Origin of the sequence: Neohoeflea coraliihabitans (genome assembly GCF_019334345.1) — a bacterium.
Classification (GTDB): Bacteria; Pseudomonadota; Alphaproteobacteria; order Rhizobiales; family Rhizobiaceae; genus Pseudohoeflea; species Pseudohoeflea coraliihabitans.
In genome coordinates, this window is record NZ_JAHWQX010000002.1 from 866,991 (window position 1) to 885,708 (window position 18,718).

The 18,718-nt window shown below is 62.9% G+C and carries 16 protein-coding genes; 10 read left to right on the forward strand and 6 right to left on the reverse strand.

Going from position 1 to position 18,718, the window contains the following annotated elements; genetic code table 11:
• Positions 1-14: 14 nt before the first annotated feature.
• On the reverse strand, positions 15-1,829 hold the full coding sequence (gene ggt / locus KY465_RS10040; RefSeq protein ID WP_219201510.1) for a gamma-glutamyltransferase: 1,815 nt from the start codon (positions 1,827-1,829) through the stop codon (positions 15-17).
• A 155-nt stretch (positions 1,830-1,984) separates the two neighbouring features.
• Positions 1,985-2,890 (reverse strand): pirin family protein, encoded by a 906-nt coding sequence (locus KY465_RS10045; RefSeq protein ID WP_219201511.1) that lies wholly within the window; start codon positions 2,888-2,890, stop codon positions 1,985-1,987.
• Positions 2,891-3,075: 185 nt separating this feature from the next.
• Here KY465_RS10045 and KY465_RS10050 point away from each other — a divergent pair, with 185 nt between their 5' ends.
• Both KY465_RS10050 and KY465_RS10055 read left to right on the forward strand, forming a co-directional pair.
• Entirely contained in the window at positions 3,076-3,276 is a 201-nt protein-coding gene (locus KY465_RS10050) for a hypothetical protein (RefSeq protein ID WP_219201512.1), read from the forward strand.
• A 305-nt stretch (positions 3,277-3,581) separates the two neighbouring features.
• Positions 3,582-4,397 carry a class II glutamine amidotransferase gene (locus KY465_RS10055; RefSeq protein ID WP_219201513.1) on the forward strand — a complete coding sequence of 272 codons (816 nt, stop codon included), beginning with the start codon at positions 3,582-3,584 and terminating at the stop codon, positions 4,395-4,397.
• A 69-nt stretch (positions 4,398-4,466) separates the two neighbouring features.
• Here the strand turns inward: KY465_RS10055 and coaBC are convergent, their stop codons facing one another.
• From coaBC to ubiE, 3 genes are all read right to left on the reverse strand, one after another.
• Positions 4,467-5,909 carry a bifunctional phosphopantothenoylcysteine decarboxylase/phosphopantothenate--cysteine ligase CoaBC gene (gene coaBC, locus KY465_RS10060; RefSeq protein WP_219201514.1) on the reverse strand — a complete coding sequence of 481 codons (1,443 nt, stop codon included), beginning with the start codon at positions 5,907-5,909 and terminating at the stop codon, positions 4,467-4,469.
• Between the two features lie 90 nt (positions 5,910-5,999).
• Complete coding sequence (ubiB, locus tag KY465_RS10065; RefSeq protein ID WP_219201515.1) at positions 6,000-7,580, reverse strand: 2-polyprenylphenol 6-hydroxylase; 1,581 nt, start codon at positions 7,578-7,580, stop codon at positions 6,000-6,002.
• Between the two features lies 1 nt (position 7,581).
• Positions 7,582-8,358, reverse strand: a complete 777-nt coding sequence (ubiE, locus tag KY465_RS10070) for a bifunctional demethylmenaquinone methyltransferase/2-methoxy-6-polyprenyl-1,4-benzoquinol methylase UbiE (protein WP_219201516.1) — start codon at positions 8,356-8,358, stop codon at positions 7,582-7,584.
• 243 nt (positions 8,359-8,601) lie between these two features.
• Between ubiE and mutM the strand changes: the two genes are divergently transcribed.
• From mutM to moeB, 7 genes are all read left to right on the forward strand, one after another.
• Entirely contained in the window at positions 8,602-9,510 is a 909-nt protein-coding gene (gene mutM / locus KY465_RS10075; RefSeq protein ID WP_219201517.1) for a bifunctional DNA-formamidopyrimidine glycosylase/DNA-(apurinic or apyrimidinic site) lyase, read from the forward strand.
• 46 nt (positions 9,511-9,556) lie between these two features.
• Positions 9,557-10,330 (forward strand): enoyl-CoA hydratase, encoded by a 774-nt coding sequence (locus KY465_RS10080; protein ID WP_219201518.1) that lies wholly within the window; start codon positions 9,557-9,559, stop codon positions 10,328-10,330.
• Positions 10,331-10,523: 193 nt separating this feature from the next.
• A complete protein-coding gene (rpsT, locus tag KY465_RS10085) occupies positions 10,524-10,790 on the forward strand; it encodes a 30S ribosomal protein S20 (protein ID WP_219201519.1) in 267 nt (88 codons plus the stop codon).
• Between the two features lie 1,018 nt (positions 10,791-11,808).
• Entirely contained in the window at positions 11,809-13,302 is a 1,494-nt protein-coding gene (gene dnaA / locus KY465_RS10090) for a chromosomal replication initiator protein DnaA (protein WP_255561614.1), read from the forward strand.
• A 307-nt stretch (positions 13,303-13,609) separates the two neighbouring features.
• Complete coding sequence (gene dnaN, locus KY465_RS10095; protein ID WP_219201520.1) at positions 13,610-14,728, forward strand: DNA polymerase III subunit beta; 1,119 nt, start codon at positions 13,610-13,612, stop codon at positions 14,726-14,728.
• 61 nt (positions 14,729-14,789) lie between these two features.
• Positions 14,790-15,917 (forward strand): DNA replication/repair protein RecF, encoded by a 1,128-nt coding sequence (gene recF, locus KY465_RS10100; protein WP_219201521.1) that lies wholly within the window; start codon positions 14,790-14,792, stop codon positions 15,915-15,917.
• A gap of 129 nt (positions 15,918-16,046) precedes the next feature.
• The gene (moeB, locus tag KY465_RS10105; RefSeq protein ID WP_219201522.1) at positions 16,047-16,814 is read left to right on the forward strand and encodes a molybdopterin-synthase adenylyltransferase MoeB; all 768 of its coding nucleotides are present in this window, start codon (positions 16,047-16,049) and stop codon (positions 16,812-16,814) included.
• Between the two features lie 50 nt (positions 16,815-16,864).
• On the opposite strand, the gene KY465_RS10110 is transcribed toward moeB, so the two are convergent.
• Positions 16,865-17,869: a 2-hydroxyacid dehydrogenase gene (locus KY465_RS10110; RefSeq protein ID WP_219201523.1), complete on the reverse strand. Its 1,005-nt coding sequence runs from the start codon at positions 17,867-17,869 to the stop codon at positions 16,865-16,867.
• A gap of 292 nt (positions 17,870-18,161) precedes the next feature.
• On the opposite strand from KY465_RS10110, the gene KY465_RS10115 reads away from it, so the two are divergent.
• The gene (locus KY465_RS10115; protein WP_219201524.1) at positions 18,162-18,710 is read left to right on the forward strand and encodes an SH3 domain-containing protein; all 549 of its coding nucleotides are present in this window, start codon (positions 18,162-18,164) and stop codon (positions 18,708-18,710) included.
• Positions 18,711-18,718: the final 8 nt, after the last annotated feature.

Genomic DNA, 18,718 nt, shown 5'->3' on the forward strand with positions numbered 1-18,718 from the left:
CCGTAGCACTCTTTCTATTCGCCCAGCGCGATTCCCTCGCGGCGCGGATCCGCCCCGCCGTACAGACCATCTTCGCCGATGCGGATCGCATGTAGCCCCGAATTCATCTCGCGCAACGCCACCGTGAAGCCGAGCGCCTCGAGCTGCGGCTGCAGCGCAACCACGGCGGTATCCTTTTCGAGTTCGAAGGGGCCGAAACGATTGTTGCGGTGCGGCCGGGCGAGAGCCTGCTGGACGTTCATGTTCCAGTCGAGCGTATTGAGAATGGCCTGCGCCACATAGCCGATGATGGCACTGCCCCCCGGCGAGCCGATGACCAGCACTGGCCGGCCGTCGCGCAATACGATGGTTGGGGCCATGGAGGACCGCGGCCTTTTGCCCGGTTCGACACGATTGGCGATGGGGACGCCGTCGCGATGGCTGCGGAAGGAAAAATCGGTCAATTCATTGTTGAGTAGGAAACCGCGCACCATCAGCCGCGATCCGAAGGCATTTTCAATCGTCGTGGTCATCGACAGCGCATTGCCGGCCTGGTCGACAATGGAAATATGACTGGTTGAAGGCAGTTCCAGCGCGTCATCGTCGGCATATAACAGCGCATGGTCGAAGGCGGGCTGGCCGGGCGCCACCGTCTCGAGGGCTTTTTCACCGGCAAGCAGCGCGGCGCGCGTCGCCAGATAATCCGGATCAAGCAAACCCTTCAGCGGCATCGGCACGAAATCGATATCGGCCATGTAGCGGCCGCGATCGGCGAACGCCAGACGCGCAGCATCGCCGAAGATCCGCCAGGTCTCCGCGTCATCCGGCGAACGCCCTGCCAGATTGAAGGGCTCGATGAGCTTGAAGATCTGCCCAACCGTCAGTCCGCCCGAGGATGGCGGTCCCATGCCGCATATCTCGTAGATCCGATAGGATACACAGACCGGCGGGCGCTGCTTGACGCGGTAGCCGGCGAAATCCTGCATCGAAAGAACGCCGGGATTGGCATCGCTTTGCACCGCTGTGACGATATCGGTCGCGATGGAACCGGAATAGAAGGCCTCCGGCCCTCGGACGGCAAGCGAGCGCAATGTCTCGGCGTAGCCCGCGTTTTTTACGAGCGTGCCGGCCTGCAACGGTGCGCCGCCCGGCAGAAAATAGGCTGCGGTGGCCGGGTTGCGCGCCAGTCGCTCGGCATCACCGGCAATCATCGCAGCCAAACGCGCGGAGGCCGGGAAGCCGTTTTCGGCCAATTCGATGGCTCTGTCGAACAGACCGGCCCAGGGGGCGCGTCCCCAGCGCTGATGGGCCTGATGCATCAGCATCGGTGTTCCCGGCACGCCAACCGACCGTCCGCCGACCACCGCATCGAAGAATTTCAAGGGTGTTCCCTGCCCGTCCTGGAACAGGGTCGGCGTCGCCGCGGCAGGGGCCGTCTCGCGGCCGTCCAGCGTGGTCACTTCTCCGCTGGCTGCATCGTACCAGACGAGGAAAGCGCCACCACCGAGACCCGAGGATTGCGGTTCGACGAGACCGAGTACGGATTGCACGGCAACCATCGCGTCGGCAGCCGAACCGCCCTTCTGCAGGATATCGGCGCCGGCCTCGACCGCCAGTGGATGTGCGGCGGCGATCATCCAGTCTCTTGCCACCACGGGTACGCCCCTGGCCTTGGCCGCGAGCGCCTCACTGACGCGCGGCGAGGCGGTGGCAAATGCACCCGTTGTCGTGGCTTGTTCGGGGGCAATCGCATCGGCTTCCTGCTGGGCGCCGGCCGGCGTGATCGAGGCTCCGCAGACCAGCAGTCCGACTGCGAGCGCGGCGCGGCCGGCCTGATATCGAAGCTGCATGCCCTACTCTCCCCTGAAACGCGGCCGAACACCCGCGGCTGATCGGGCAGGCAGAGTGGACCGCAATCGCTGATCCTGCAAGCGATGACGGGCAGCATCCACGGCGCCGCCGGATCAATGATCCGGCGACGTGTTCAAAGGAGGCGGGACGATGTTCAGCGCTGGATGAATGTGCCGGCGCGCAGTTCGTTGACGGCCTGTATCAATTCCGCCTGGGTGTTCATGACGATTGGCCCATGCCAGGCGACAGGCTCCTCGATCGGTTTGCCAGAGACCAGCAGGAATCGAATGCCCTCGTCGCCGGCCTGCACGGTGATCTCGTCGCCGGTATCGAAAACCACCAGCGTGCGATCGCCGGTCTGGTCGCGAAGCTGGATCTCCTCGCCGGCAACCTCCTTCTCGACCAGCACACCGACCGGGTTCGAGGCATCGCGGAAACTGCCCGAGCCGGCAAAGATATAGGCGAAGGCCGAACGATAGGTGTCGACCTTGAAGGTCTTCCTGACATTCGGCGGCACGGAAATGTCAACATAGCCAGGTTCGGCGGCAATGCCGTCGACCGGGCCGCTCTTGCCCCAGAATTCGCCGCAGACGATGCGGGCGACGGTGCCATCATCATCGATCTCGACCGGAATGTCGGTGGCAGAAATATCCTGATAGCGCGGCGCGGTCATCTTGAGCGAGGACGGCAGATTGGCCCACAGCTGAAAGCCGTGCATCCGTCCGTCGGCGTCTCCCTTCGGCATTTCCTTGTGCATGATGCCGCTGCCTGCGGTCATCCACTGCACATCCCCGGCGCCGAGCGTGCCGACATTGCCGAGGCTGTCGCCGTGATCGACCGAGCCGGCGAGCACATAGGTGATCGTCTCGATGCCGCGATGCGGATGCCAGGGGAACCCCTTGAGATAATCCTCGGGGCGGTCATTGCGAAAATCATCGAACATCAGAAACGGATCCGTCAGCGACGGATCGCCAAAACCGAACGCCCGGCGCAACTGTACGCCGGCGCCTTCGAGATGCGGAACTGCCTGTGCAGTATGCTTGATGGGTCGTATTGACATGCTTGCTCCTTGCTGCGGGCCGCAATCGGGAACCGGCGCCCGCCTGTTGGCGCTGATGTAGCGATTGGCCCGGCAAATTATAAGGGGCCCTGCACAGAGGCAGAGGCGCCCAGGCGATCAGCCGCATCATGGAACGAAACCGACAGCGATGCCGTTTTTCCTGAGGCAAGCAAGGAGAATGCGTCATGGCACCACCAACCGAGAGAACCCCTGACCGGGTGTCCACCGATCCTGCGCTGTCGCGCGAGCAAAAGCTCGAGCAATTGCGCGACATGAAATACGACCTGAAACGCTACGCGACGATGAACGAGACAAATGTCGATGACGTCGAAGAGAAGGTCGTGGCGTTGCGCTCGGAAATCGACCGCGTGCAGCGCGACACCTGATGGCGACAGCGCGTACGGCGCTTCCTTCAACGCGGTTTTTCAAATGCGCTTCCTGCCCCGCGGCGCGCCGCACTGTTTTTGCGTGCGCGAGGTCAGATGGAATGGATTGTGGCGCGGCCCCGCCCTTTCAGGGCATAAAACAGCACCCTTTTCGCGATGATCTCTGCCAAACTCCCGGCGTCTGCTTCCCCGGCTGCTGTAATTTCGCTGGCCGGTGAAGCTTTGTTAACCCTGGGGAAAATCTTTGCTGCTAGTCTCGACGTGAAGACGCAAGCTGTTGCGGCATGGTTTGGAGCAGATCGCAGATGTGTCGTTGGGCCGCCTACCGTGGGACGCCGGTCCCTCTCGAACTGATTGTCTCGGCGCCGGGACATTCGCTGATCGAACAGTCGCATTGCGCCACCGAGGCGAAGACGGCGACGAATGGCGACGGCTTCGGCATTGCCTGGTATGGCGACCACCCCGAGCCGGGCCTTTACCGTGACGTGCTGCCGGCGTGGTCCGACTGCAATCTGCGGTCGCTTGCCCGTCAGATCCGTTCGCCGCTGTTTCTCGCGCATGTGCGCGCCTCGACCGGTGGCGCCACCAGCCGCGACAATTGCCATCCCTTCGTGCAGGGCCGCTGGTCCTTCATGCACAATGGCCAGGTCGCCGGTTTCGACAAGATGCGGCGCGCGCTGGAAAACCGCCTCAGCGACCACCTGTTCGAACGTCGGGCCGGCACCACCGATTCGGAACTCCTTTTTCTGCTGGCGCTGGAATTCGGCCTCGAAAGCGACCCGGCCGCCGCCTTCCGCGAAGCCATCCGCTTCACGCTGGAGCAGGCGGCGCGTGCCGGGCTGAGCCAACTGGTACGTTTCACCGCCGCGTTTTCCGATGGCGAGACGTTGTATGCCATCCGCTATGCCACCGACGCGCATGCGCCGAGCCTTTATGCGGCACCCTTCGTCCGAAGCGGCAGCGCAGCCGGCGGCCATTGCCTCGTCTCCGAGCCGTTCCGCGACCCGGCGACACAATGGGGCGAAATCCCGCCCGGCACGTTCGTGAAACTTGGCGCCGAGGGTTTGACAAGCACTGCTTTTGCGCCCGGCGAAGCGATGGCTCTGGCAATGACCGCCTGAGTGCAGCATCGGGCATGCCGGCCGTGCACGCCGATGGTGAGTGGTCTGGCCACCTGACAGGCGCCGAGGTCAGCGAGAACCCTGCTGCAACGCCCCGCCTGCCTCGTTCCCCACCAGAGCCGAGGCGATGCGCTCAGCCAACCGCATCGCCACCTCCTGCTTGTCGAGATCGGGCCATGTCTCGACACCGGTCGGCGAAACGATACGGACCGCATTGCGCGTGCCGCCCATGACGCCGCTATCCGGCGAGACATCGTTGGCGACGATGAAATCGGCACCCTTTCTTTGCAGCTTTGCCTGGGCATTGGCCAGGACATTCGCCGTTTCAGCGGCAAACCCGACGACAATGGCGGGACGATCGTCGGCATGTCCGACGGCCTTGAGGATATCGGGGTTTTCTTCCAGTTCCAGAGGCTCTGGTCCTTCGCCCGGCTTCTTCTTGATCTTGTTGTCGGCGGCATGCACCACCCGCCAATCGGCAACGGCGGCGACCATCACCGCGATGTCGGCAGGCATGGCGTGCTCAACCGCAGTCAGCATCTGGCGCGCCGTCTCGACATGGACCATGGTGACACCGGCAGGATCCTCGATCGTCACCGGCCCGGAGATGAGCGTGACCTCGGCTCCAAGCTTGGCCAGAGCGGCTGCGATGGCGTGTCCCTGGCGACCGGAAGACCGATTGGCAATGTAGCGAACGGGGTCGATCGGCTCGTGTGTCGGGCCGGAGGTTACGATGGCCTTGCGGCCCTTCAGCGGCCGTCGTCCGGGAACCAGATGGCGAATAATGGCCTCGGCGATCTGTAGTGGCTCGGCCATCCGGCCACGGCCTGTTTCGCAGCTCTCGGCCATCTCGCCCGTCTCCGGGCCAATCAGCGCAATGCCGTCGGCTTGCAATTGCGCAACATTGCGGCGCGTTGCGGCATGCGACCACATGACCGGATTCATTGCCGGCGCCAGAAGCACCGGCCGATCGGTGGCCAGCAGGACCGCCGTGGCAAGATCATCGGCGAGGCCCGCGGCCATCTTGGCCATCAGATCAGCGGTGGCAGGCGCGACCACGATAAGATCACACTGACGCGCCAGCCGGATATGGCCGACATCCTGCTCGTCTTCACGTGAGAACAGGTCGGTATAGACCTTGTCGGCGGCGAGGGCGCCCACGGCCAGTGGCGTCACGAACTCGCAAGCCCCTGCCGTCATGATAACGCGGACGCGCGCGCCGCGCTCGCGTAGCCGACGAATGAGATCCAGTGCCTTGTAGGCGGCAATTCCACCGGAGATGATGAGCAGGATGCGCTTGCCGGCCAGCACCGTTCGGTCGGCCTCTCGCAAAGGGGTCGGGCCGAGCGCGGTGGCGGCTGTATCCTGGCTGTCATCTCCGGAAGCAGGGTGGTCGAGTGCGCCGAGGAGCGCCCGGGCTTCCTCCTCCATCGAACGGCCATTACGGGCAGCCCGCTCACGCAGGCGCTGTTTGGCACCCGCATCGAGATTGCGGATTGTGAGACTGGCCATACGATGCCTCCCGAATGATCACGGATGCGATGAAATCACTCTCGGAGGAAAAATGCAATCATTGCATTCATCGCACATGCAACTGCGCTGCTAGAAGGGGTGCAGGCTGATGGCGATCCACACCACGGCAGCGGCAATGATCCATAATGCGATACGCCCGGAGCGCGTGTGGCGGGCCTCGGCGCGGCCGATAGCCTCGCTGGTCTCGCGGTCGAACCGCAAGCCGTTTTCCGCCATGGCGCTCATTTCGTGTGCCAATTTTTCGGAGCGCGCCGCCAGGTCGGGAAGCTGTTCGCCGAGCCGCAGGGCCGCCTGCATCCCGTCGCGCACATCGACCAGAAGGCGCTTCGGTCCGAGATTGTCACGGATCCAGTCACCGACGACGGGTTCGGCCGCCTTCCACATGTTAAAGCGCGGATTGAGAGTGCGGGCGACGCCCTCGACGACGACCATGGTTTTTTGCAGCATCACCAGTTCCGGCCGGGTCTGCATGTCGAACAATTCCGTGACTTCGAACAGGAGCGTCAACAGCCGGGCCATCGATATGGTTTCGGCCGGCTGGCCGTGAATCGGCTCCCCAATCGCGCGAATGGCCTGAGCAAAGCTCGCCGGATCATAATTGGCCGACACATAGCCGGCCTCGAAATGCACGTCGGCGACACGGCGGTAGTCGCGGCTGATGAAACCGTAGAGTATCTCGGCAAGGAACCGACGCTCCTTCTTGCCGAGCCGGCTGACGATGCCCATGTCGACGGCGACGATGTCGCCGATTGCATCGACGAAGAGATTGCCCTGGTGCATGTCGGCGTGGAAGAAGCCATCGCGCAGGGTGTGCCGCAGGAACGACTGGATCAGCGTTTCCGCAAGCGCGTCGAGATCAAACCCGGCGTTCCGCAGCGCCGCGATATCGCTCATCTTGATGCCGTCGATCCATTCCATCGTGACGCAATCGCGGCCGGTGCGTTCCCAATCAACGCGCGGCACGCGAAAGCCGGGATCAGCCTTGATGTTTTCCGCCATCTCCGACAGCGCGGCGGCTTCAAGCCGCAAGTCCATCTCGATCTTGGTGGTCTGCTCGAGCGTGCGTGTCACCTCGACCGGGCGTAGCCGGCGACTGGCCGGCAGCAGCCGCTCCTGCCATTCGGCCACCAGATAGAAGACCTCGAGATCGCGGCGAAAGCGCTTGCGCACACCCGGACGGATGACCTTGACGGCAACCTTTTCCGGCCCGTCGGGCGTGATCACCTCCGCCGGATGGACCTGAGCGATCGAAGCCGCGGCGATCGGCGGATCGAAACGCGCAAACAGCTCCTGCAGAGGACGGCCGAGCGAGGCCTCGATTTCCTCTACCGCCTGAGATTGCGGAAAGGTCGTCATGCGGTCCTGCAAGGCCGCCAGATCGTCGGCGATCTCGGCGCCGACCACATCCGGACGGGTGGCGAGGAACTGTCCGAGCTTGACCCAGGAGGGACCCAGCCGGGCAACGGCACGGGCCAGCCGGTCGCTGCGGTCGGCGTTGAGTGCACGGCGCCGCGCCACGAGCCCGGCCATGCGGTGCGCCAGTTGCAGATGCGCCGGCAGCTCTTCGGCCGGCAGGGCCGAGATGACCCCCTCACGCACGAGAATATAGCCGGCCCGCGCCAGCCGCAGATAGGTCAATGGTCCTGGCACGTCAGATCTTCCATCCCGAATGCAGAGCCGCGATGCCGCCGGTGTAATCCGTCCAGCCAACACGCGCAAAGCCAGCGCGGCGGATCATCGCCGCGAAGTCTGGCTGCGAGGGAAACTTGCGGATCGATTCAACGAGGTAGCGATACGGCTCGCCATCACCGGCAATGGCCTGGCCGAGGCGCGGGATGCCGTGGAATGACCAGGCTTCGTAGACTTTATCGAGAATCGGCATCTGCACCTCGGAGAATTCCAGACAGAGAAAGCGGCCGCCGCGCCTTAGAACGCGGCTGGCTTCCGCCAGGGCCTTGTCGATGTCAGGCACGTTGCGAATCCCGAAGGCGATCGTATAGGCATCGAAGCTGTTGTCCGGAAATGGCAGGTTTTCCGCATTGGCTTCGACGAATTCGAGATTGTCGGCAAGCCGCCGCTTGCCGGCCCGCTCAGCGCCGACAGCAAGCATTGAGCCATTGATGTCAAGGACGACACCGGACGCCTGGCGCGACGATGCCTCGACGATGCGGAAGGCGACATCGCCGGTGCCGCCTGCCACATCGAGGAAGCGCCAGCCGGGCTTGCGCGGCGGATTGAGGGCGGCGACCATGGCATCTTTCCAGGCGCGGTGCAGGCCGCCGGACATCACGTCATTCATCACGTCATAGCGCTTGGCCACACGATGGAAAACATCGTTGACGAGCTGTTGCTTCTCGCCTTCATCGACCGGGGTAAACCCGTAGGAGGTTGCCATTCCGCCCTCGGCGGTCACGCGGCTCTTGGACATTACAAATCCCATTCTCAATCAGGCACAGTTTCCCCCGGCCCCGACATTCGCATCATCGTCATCACCGGCTATCGCCCCTTTGCCATTTAGGCCACAAGGCGAAGGCGACCATAGCGAAAGCGGTGCCGGGACGCTATCTACATCGGTGCGGCAAAGCGTGCTGCTTATAGGCCAGCCAAGCGCCGCGGGCCAAGCTGCTTGTCCGGAGCAATTGCATGGCTGTGCTGAACAACGGAGATCCTTGTGCCTGAACTGCCTGAAGTCGAAACTGTGCGCCGCGGCCTTGCTCCGGTGCTGGAAGGGGCACAGATCAACGCGGTTGAGCAACGGCGCCCCGATCTGCGATTTCCGTTTCCCACCGATTTCGCGAGCCGGCTGACGGGGCGCAGGGTGCTGCGGCTGGGGCGACGCGCCAAATATCTGCTCTTCACCCTCGATGATGACACTGTTTTGATCAGCCATCTCGGCATGTCCGGCTCCTTTCGGATCCTTCTTGACAGCGAGGATGACGAGGCTGGTGGAACGATGCCGGGAGCGTTCGCGCAGCCGCGTGGCAAGTCCAGCCTGCACGATCACCTGGTTTTAAGGATCGAGGGGCCGCTCGGTCCGGCCACGATCACCTATAATGATCCGCGCCGTTTCGGTTTCATGGAGCTGACTTGCGTCGATGGACTCGATGCGCATCCGCGTTTCGCGTCGCTGGGCGTCGAGCCGACCGGCAACGAACTTTCGGCGCCATATCTCGCACAACGGCTGGCCGGCAAGTCGTCGCCGCTGAAGACTGCGCTGATGGATCAGTCGATTATCGCAGGGCTCGGCAATATCTATGTGTGCGAAGCCCTTTGGCGCGCCGGCCTGTCGCCGACGGCTCCGGCTAAGCGCCTGGTGCGCAAGGCCGGCAGGCCCACGGCGCGACTGGAAACATTGACGGCCACCATCCGGGCCGTCATTCATGAAGCGATCGCGGCGGGCGGCTCCTCGCTGCGTGATCACATCCGCACCGATGGATCGCTGGGGTATTTTCAGCATCGGTTTTCCGTCTATGGACGCGAGGGAGAACCTTGCGCCGGCGCCGGGTGCAATAATACGGTCCGCCGCATCTCACAGGCGGGGCGGTCGACGTTCTATTGCCCGCGCTGCCAAAAACACTAGGTTAGCGGCCGGGCTCCCCTGCCAGCACAATACAGAGGATACTTCCATGGCACCAAAATCGCTCAGGATCGAAATCCGCGGCCGCGTCGCATTGCTGACGCTGAATCGCCCGGAAGCGCTGAATGCCTTGAACAGCGAGATGATGGATGAGGTGTGCGATACGGTCGCCAAATACGGCACCGACGACAAGATCGGCGCCTTTGTGCTGACCGGCTCCGAGAAGGCATTTGCGGCCGGCGCGGACATCAAGGAGATGCAGCCCCAAGGGTACATGGACATGTACATGTCCGATTTCTTCAACCGCTGGAACGAACTGGCGGCGCTGCGCAAGCCCGTTATCGCCGCCGTCTCCGGCTATGCACTCGGGGGCGGCTGCGAACTGGCGATGATGTGTGATTTCATCATCGCCGCCGACACGGCAAAATTCGGCCAGCCAGAGATCACACTCGGCGTCATACCCGGGATGGGCGGCAGCCAGCGCCTGACCCGTGCTGTCGGCAAGGCCAAGGCGATGGATCTGTGTCTGACCGGCCGGATGATGGATGCCGAAGAGGCGGAACGGGCCGGACTGGTGTCGCGCATCGTGCCGGCGGGCGAACTTTTGGAGACCGCTCTTGCGGCGGCCGAGAAGATTGCCGGCTTTTCGTTGCCTGCCACGATGATGGCCAAGGAAGCGGTCAACCGGTCATTCGAGGTGACCCTTGAGGAAGGGTTGCGCTTTGAGCGGCGGCTGTTCCACTCGCTGTTTGCGACCGAAGACCAGAAAGAAGGCATGAGCGCATTCGTCGAGAAGCGCAAGGCGGCCTTCAAGCATCGCTGAACCGCTTCGCCGGAAGGGTAGAACAGGCGATTTTCGCGTTGACGGAATGGTTTTTTGCCGGTATACGCCCGCCATCCCGTGATGGTGCATCGGCCCCGTCATGACTAGTTTTGCCCTACCGTTAGTTTGATCCTCCGCCCGCATGGGCGATCGACGGACGGTTGCAGGGCTCCGCAAGAACCGAGAGGCATCCATGGCCAATACAACTTCGGCGAAAAAGGCGACCCGCAAGATTGCCCGCCGCACTGCAGTCAACAAATCACGTCGTTCGCGTGTCCGCGGCTATCTGCGCAAGGTGGAAGAAGCAATCAGCGCTGGCGACAAGGCTGCGGCGTCCGAAGCGTTGCGTGCCGCGCAGCCGGAACTGATGCGCGCCGCCTCCAAGGGCGTCCTGCACGGCAACACTGCCTCCCGCAAAGTTTCGCGCCTGGCGCAGCGGGTGAAGGCCATCGAGGCCTGAGCATTCTCGCCAGACTGTTGTAAATTGAAGGCCCGGCATCGTCCGGGCCTTTTTTCGTAAAACTGTCAGTAACTTGTCATCAAACCGTCATGCCGGGCGCCGGGCAAATGCAGAAATCGCACAAGTTCTCCTGAGATTTCAGAGACTTGCGAGAGGTTGCAGTTTGCATGCAATCGGGTCGCGGAAAAATACAGCCGGGGCGGAAAAAAGAATCAAGCGGCGCCATTCCTGTCATCGCGGCGGGGGAATCGGCGCCGGATTTGGAAACGCCAATGAATCCAACAAACTGCTGATGACGGGGTTTTGAGGCGCCGTGCAGGCTGGGGTCGAGTCAAGCGTGATTCGTTAAAAATCTCTAAATTTGTCGCTTGATCTGCCGATCTCAAACTGCCTAAAAAGGGTCATCGAAGGGCGCGGGAAACTCCGGTCTCCACAGAAATTTTTGCGGTCGCGTGACCGTGAAAATACGCCTGCCCTTCGAGTGTGATCCCTGATCACACGCATCCTAAAAGTCTGGTCTTGCTGTGCCGGGGGCTTTGCCGCGGACGGCGAAGCCATGTCGATTGACGGCTAAAGACGACCGTCCAACCGTCGGCCAAGTCGGTCGAGGGCAGGCGGATGTTTGGCCGCAGGGGCGAGAGGGTTTCGGTGTCCGGGCGTGGGCCGGCACCGGGCCTTAAGAAGATCGAGGGCCGGCATCAGGCCCTGGAACAAGGGGACGCCGATGGTGGCGGAGGCCGATGAATGGCCTTCAACGGCCGGCTGGCGACGTGACGAAGGGGGTGACGGCAAACTCGGAGAGACGCAGTGGCGCGCCGTTTCAGCTGGGACCGAAACGGGCGGCGCAGAAATGACACGGGCGGTGAAGTTCGCCGGCTCCAGATCGGGGCAGACGATATTCACCAAATTCGACCGGGCAGTGGCCTGGTCTGCGAACAGGGGACGGCGGGACATGCACTTGAAACTGGCGGCACAGAAAAATGACAGCGGGCAGGCCGAAGGGGCTGATCCGGTGCAGATGGAGAGCGCTGCGGGCTCGGGATCGTCAGCCGGGGCGGCAATGAAAGATCAGGAAGAACTCTTTGCAAGGGTACGCGCGAAACTGAAAACCCAGGTTGGAGCCGAAGTGTTCGCCAGTTGGTTCGGCCGCCTGAAGCTGCATTCGATGTCGAAGAGCGTGGTGCGCCTGTCGGTGCCGACCACCTTTCTCAAGTCCTGGATCAACAACAAGTATCTCGAGCAGATCACCGCTTTGTTCCAGGCCGAAGACAGCCGCATCTTGAAGGTCGAGATCGTCGCCCGCTCCGCCACTCGTCCGGCGCGAGCCGGCATTGATGCGGGAGAAGTGGAAGTGCAAGCCGCCAATCAGCCGGTGGCCGGCGGTGTGGCGCGCAAGGAGGCAGCCGCACTGCGCGGCGGGGCCACCCATATCTCGACGCCCGTGCGCGCCATCGCGCCGGCCAATCCCGTGCTCGGCTCGCCGCTTGACGGCCGCTACACCTTTGAGAGCTTCGTCGAGGGTGCCTCGAACCGGGTCGGGCTCGCCGCGGCCAAGACAATCGCGGAAGCAGGCACCGGTGCGGTACGATTCAATCCGCTATTCCTGCATGCCAGTGTCGGCCTCGGCAAGACCCATCTTCTGCAGGCGATCGCGGCGGCGGCCAGCCAGCACGCGCGCAGTCCGCGCGTGGTCTATCTGACGGCCGAATATTTCATGTGGCGTTTCGCCACGGCCATCCGCGACAATGATGCGCTCTCGTTCAAGGAATCCTTGCGCAACATCGATCTGCTGATCATCGACGACATGCAGTTCCTGCAGGGCAAGTCGATCCAGCATGAGTTTTGCCACTTGCTGAACATGCTGCTCGATTCGGCGCGCCAGGTTGTTGTCGCGGCTGACCGGGCGCCGTGGGAGCTGGAATCGCTCGATCCTCGAGTGCGTTCGCGCCTGCAGGGTGGTGTGGCGATCGAGATCGAAGCGCCCGACTATGAGATGCGGCTTGAAATGCTGCGTCAGCGCCTGGCCACGGCACAGATCGAGGATGCGACGCTCGAGATCGAAGACGATGTTCTGGCGCATGTCGCGCGGATGGTCACGTCGAGCGGCCGCGAGCTGGAAGGCGCTTTCAACCAGCTGCTGTTCCGCCGCAGTTTCGAACCGGACCTGACCATCGATCGTGTGGAGCAGCTGCTTGGCCACCTGGTGGGGGCCGGCGAGCCGAAGCGGGTGCGGATCGAAGATATCCAGCGGGCCGTGTCACGTCACTACAATGTCTCCAAGCAGGAATTGATCTCCAACCGGCGCACACGTGTCATCGTCAAGCCACGCCAGATCGCCATGTATCTTGCCAAGACGATGACGCCACGTTCCTTTCCGGAAATTGGCCGGCGATTTGGCGGACGCGATCACACGACCGTGCTGCATGCAGTGCGAAAGATCGAGGACCTGATCGGCAGCGACACCAAGCTCGGCCACGAGATCGAATTGCTGAAGCGGCTGATTCTCGAATAGGAAGCGTTTGGCGAGTGTGCTGACGGCTGGCGGTTGCCTGCGATCCGAGCATGAAGGTCGCAGGCAAACTTCGCGAACACTGCCGTATCAGCGCACGGCGTCGCCGTTTTCCCCAAAAACCCGGAGGGAGCCCCGCTCCCTCGGCTGGTTTCCCTTGCAATGTCGGGCGAAGTTCTGCCATTTTGCCGAGAGCAGTGGACGGCGCGGCTTTGTCCGATCCCTTTCGGGAACGACGCCGGGCAGCGGTCCGTTTCCAGTCCCTCCAGCCCGCCAAGGCTGGACTTTTCGAGCAATGGTAGCCAGCATCATGCGAGTCACACTCGAGCGTTCGAACCTTCTCAAGTCGCTCAACCATGTTCACCGGGTCGTCGAGCGCCGCAACACGATCCCGATCCTTTCCAACGTGCTTTTGAAGGCCGATGGCGCATCGGTCGAGATGAAAGCCACTGATCTTGATCTCGAAATCACCGAGGCCACTGCGGCGATGGTCGAGCAAGCCGGCGCGACGACGGTTCCCGCGCATCTGCTTTACGAGATCGTGCGCAAATTGTCGGACGGCTCGGAAGTCCTGCTGGCCACGAACCCGGATGGCACGTCGATGACGGTGGCCGCCGGTCGGTCGAAATTCTCGCTTCAGTGCCTGCCGGAAGCGGATTTCCCGGATCTGACCGCAGGCAGCTTCACGCACACTTTCCAGTTGCCGGCGCAAGATCTGAAAATGCTGATCGACCGGACGCAGTTTGCGATTTCCACCGAGGAAACGCGCTATTATCTCAACGGCATCTATATGCACACGATCGAGGGCGATGCGGGCCTGAAGCTGCGGACGGTCGCGACCGATGGTCACCGCCTGGCACGCGCCGATCTCGAAGCGCCGTCCGGGTCCGAAGGCATGCCGGGTATCATCATTCCACGCAAGACCGTGGGGGAACTGCAAAAGCTGGTCGACGACCCTGACCTGAAGGTGAGGCTGGAGGTCTCGGACGCCAAGATCCGCTTCACCATCGGCAGCGTCATCATGACCTCCAAGTTGATCGATGGCACATTTCCGGATTACCAGCGGGTGATCCCGACCGGCAACGACAAGGAACTGACCGTCGATTGCCAGAGCTTTGCCCAGGCGGTTGACCGGGTTTCCACCATTTCTTCGGAGCGCGGTCGCGCCGTCAAGCTGGCGCTGGAAGCGGGACAGCTGACATTGACGGTCAACAATCCGGATTCCGGCAGCGCGACGGAAGAACTGGCGGTCGGCTATGATTTCGATCCGCTGGAAATCGGTTTCAACGCCAAGTACCTGCTCGACATTACCAACCAGCTGTCCGGCTCGGATGCCGTCTTTCTGCTGGCTGATCCCGGATCACCGACACTGGTGCGCGATACCGCCGGCGACGACGCGCTGTATGTGTTGATGCCGATGCGGGTGTAGCGGTCAACACCCCCTCGCCGCTCATCGACGTCTGCCACCAGGGGTCGGAACCGGATGGCGGATGGAGCCACCGATGCATATCAGCCGGCTGAAACTGGGCGATTTCCGCAACTATGCGCGGGCCGAGCTGGTCTTGTCCTCGCGCCACGTGGTTCTCACCGGTCACAATGGCGCCGGCAAGACCAACCTGATGGAAGCCGTGTCGCTGCTCAGTCCCGGCCGCGGGATGCGGCGGGCCGCTTATGGCGATCTGGTTCGTTCCGGTGCGCCCGGCGGATTCAGCGTGTTCGCAGAAGTCGACGGCATGGAGGGGCCCGTCGAAATCGGCACCGGTCATAATCCGCAGGAGGATTCGGGACGGCAGGTGCGCATCAACGGCACGCCGGCACGCGGCGCCGACGAACTTCTCGATCACAGCCGTATTCTCTGGCTGACCCCGGCAATGGACGGGCTGTTTACCGGACCGGCGGCCGATCGCCGCCGCTTTCTCGACCGGCTGGTGCTGTCGATTGATCCGGCGCACGGCAAGCGCGCTCTGGACTTCGAGCGGGCCATGCGCTCGCGCAACCGGTTGCTTGCCGAGGGGCGGACGGACCGAAGCTGGCTCGACGGTCTCGAGGCGCAGATGGCGGAGCTTGGCGTCGCGATGCTGATTGCCCGGCGTGAACTGGTCGGTCTGCTGACGCAGCTGATCGACACTCAGGATCAGGGCTCCTGTTTCCCGCGCGCCCTGCTCGCGCTGGAAGGGTTCGAGAGCGTGGCGGCGATCGCCGGAGCGGGGGACGCGGAAGCCGCCTATGCCACGGCTCTGGAGCACGGGCGGGGGCGTGATCAGGCGGCCGGTCGGACGCTGGAAGGCCCGCATCGCATGGATCTCGCCGTCAGTCATCGCGGCAAGGCGATTGCCGCGGCCCTGTGTTCCACGGGGGAACAAAAGGCTTTGATGATTGGCCTTATCCTGGCTCACGCCGGGCTGGTGCGCAATCTGGTGCGGCAACCGCCGCTGCTGCTTCTTGATGAGATCGCCGCGCATCTGGATGCTGAACGGCGCGTGGCGCTGTTTGATCTGATCGACGAACTGGGTGGCCAGGCCTTCATGACGGGCACTGATCGGTCGTTGTTTGAGGCGCTCGATGAACGCGGGCAGTTTCTCGATGTTCAGGACGGGTTGGTGACGCCACTTTCATGAAAGCGATGACAAGGCATGTCCGGGACCGGTGCAGGCGTTGATGTGATTGACACCGGTGCGCGGCGGCGCTTTGCTGCGCCAGCCGGACGCGGGCAAGCGGCAAGCCGCAGAGCGAAAAATGGACAGGGCATGGATCAGAATGAGCGGGAACTGAATGCGCAGGAAGTGCAGCGATACGCCCGCCATATCGTCTTGAAGGAGATCGGCGGGCCGGGTCAGGCGAAGCTGAAGGCCGCGCGGGTGCTGGTGGTTGGCGCCGGCGGGCTTGGCTCGCCCGTGCTGAGCTATCTGGCTGCAGCCGGCGTCGGCCAGCTCGGAATCGCCGATGACGACACCGTTAGCCTGTCCAACCTGCAGCGGCAGATCGTGCATGACAGCGCTCATCTGGGCTGGAAGAAAACGCGCAGCGCAGCCGTTGCTTTGCAGCGCATCAATCCGCACGTGACAACCATCGAACACGATTTGCGGATTGATCGCGCCAACGCCGCCGATTTGTTCTCCGGATATGATCTGGTCGTGGATGGCACGGACAGTTTCGACACGCGTGTCCATCTCGCCGAGGCGGCTGAACGCTGTGCAATTCCCATGGTTATGGCGGCGGTCGGGCGGTTTGATGGCACATTGACGGTGTTGGCGCCGCATCAGCGCGACGCGGAAGGCCGAAGTAACCCGCGACTTACCGATCTTTTTCCGCAAGCCCCGCCGCCAGGCGCCGTGCCTGCTTGCGCGGAGGCAGGAATCGTCGGCGCCTTGACGGGTGTGATGGGTACCTTGCAGGCGATGGAGGTCATCAAGCTGATCACCGGCAGCGGCACGCCACTGATCGGCCGGCTTCTTCTCTACAACGGGCTGGATGCCAGCTTCGAGACGATCAGCTATCGCCGCCAAGCAGAGTGAGCCTGCTGCAGAGCGTGTGGAGCGCTGTGGCTCTAAATTCCTGGTGAATTTCAAGCCCGTTGCGGTAGCACCCGGTCGGGCGGCCGGTGGCCGTCGAAGAAGGTGCGGATATTGATGATCACCTTGTCGCCCATGTCGATGCGCCCCTCGATGGTGGCCGATCCCATATGCGGCAACAGGACGACGCGCCCCTCTTCAGCGAGGCGCCGCAACCGCTTGTCAACAGCGGGTTCATGCTCGAACACATCGAGACCAGCGCCAGACAGGCGCTTTTCGGTCAGCGCCGCGATCAACGCGTCCTCGTCGATAATGCCGCCGCGAGCCGTGTTGACAATGTAAGCGCCGGGCTTCATCAGCGCCAACCGGCGAGCCGATAGCAAATGAAAGGTCGCAGGTGTCGAGGGGCAATGGACGGAGACGATGTCGACGCGCGCCAGCATCTGATCAAGGCTGTCCCAGTAGGTCGTCTCCAGCTCTTCCTCGGTCGCCGGATTGACGCGCTGACGGTTGTGGTAGTGGATCGATAGGCCGAATGCCTTGGCGCGGCGCGCCACGGCGGTGCCGATACGCCCCATGCCGACAATTCCAAGACGCTTGCCACCGAGCCGGTGACCCAGCATCCAGGTCGGCGACCAGCCCTTCCAGCCAGAGGCATCACCGGTCAGCAGCTTGGCCCCCTCGGTCAGCCGCCGCGGCACGGCGAGTATCAGCGCCATGGTCATGTCGGCGGTGTCTTCGCTCAGAACATTCGGGGTGTTGGTGACGGTGATGCCTTTCTTCTGGGCGGCCTCGATGTCGATATTGTCGACACCATTGCCGAAATTGGCGATCAGGCGCAGATCCGGCCCCGCCTGCTCGATCAGCGCCGCGTCGATCCGGTCGGTGACCGTCGGAACGAGAACGTCACAGGCCCGCATGGCGGCCACCAGTTCCGGCTGGCTGCGCGGCGTGTCTTCAATATTGAGTTCGGCGTCGAAGAGTTCGCACATGCGCGTCTCCACCTGATCGGGCAGACGGCGCGTGACAAACACCTTCGGTTTCTTCCTGACTGTCATATTTCCCGGTCCAGCGTTGAGAGGTTTTTAACCAAACTCGGCGATTGTGTTTTCATGTCGGCTTTTCTAACAGACCATCCGCCATTGACAATCAAAACCCGTCGGGCTTTCGCCGCCGATGGCGCCGCTCTGCACAGCTTGCTGCGCTTCGCCGTCGCTGCCAGCGCGCCGGCAATGCGGTGAGATCAGCGGTTTGCGCAGTGCCCGCGGAAAGCGAAATTGCCGCGCGGTCGTGAGAAAAGCGAACGAAGAAATAGCGCCTTAAACGCGCATCGAAAAAAGGTTGTAGGTAATGCGTCGCCTTTTCCCCCTCGCCCTTGCCACCGCGGTGCTGATGACCGCATCGGCGCTGCTGGTCTCGACGGTCCCGAGCCTGGCGCAGGGCGCCGGCAGGGGCGCAAGCGGCCTGCCACTGCCACGTTTTGTCAGCATCAAGGCGCAACGGGTCAATCTGCGTGTCGGGCCAGGCCGCGCCTACGCGGTTTCGTGGATGTACACACGGCCCGGGGTGCCGATGGAGATCATTCAGGAATACGACAACTGGCGGCGGGTGCGCGATGCCGACGGGACGGAGGGCTGGATCTATCAGTCACTGCTTTCGGGCACGCGCACCGGTGTTGCCGCGCCGTGGAAGCGGACCGCTGATGACGTGTCGCTGATTGCCATGCACCGAGAGGCGCGTGCCGGTTCGAAGCTGATCGCCCAACTGGAGCCAGGCGTCATCCTGACCATGCTCGAGTGCAACGGCAACTGGTGCCGGGTCGAGGCGGGCGGCGCGAATGGCTGGGTGGCGCAGAACGAAATCTGGGGCGCGTATCCGGGCGAAGCCTTCAAGGATTGATGGCGCGG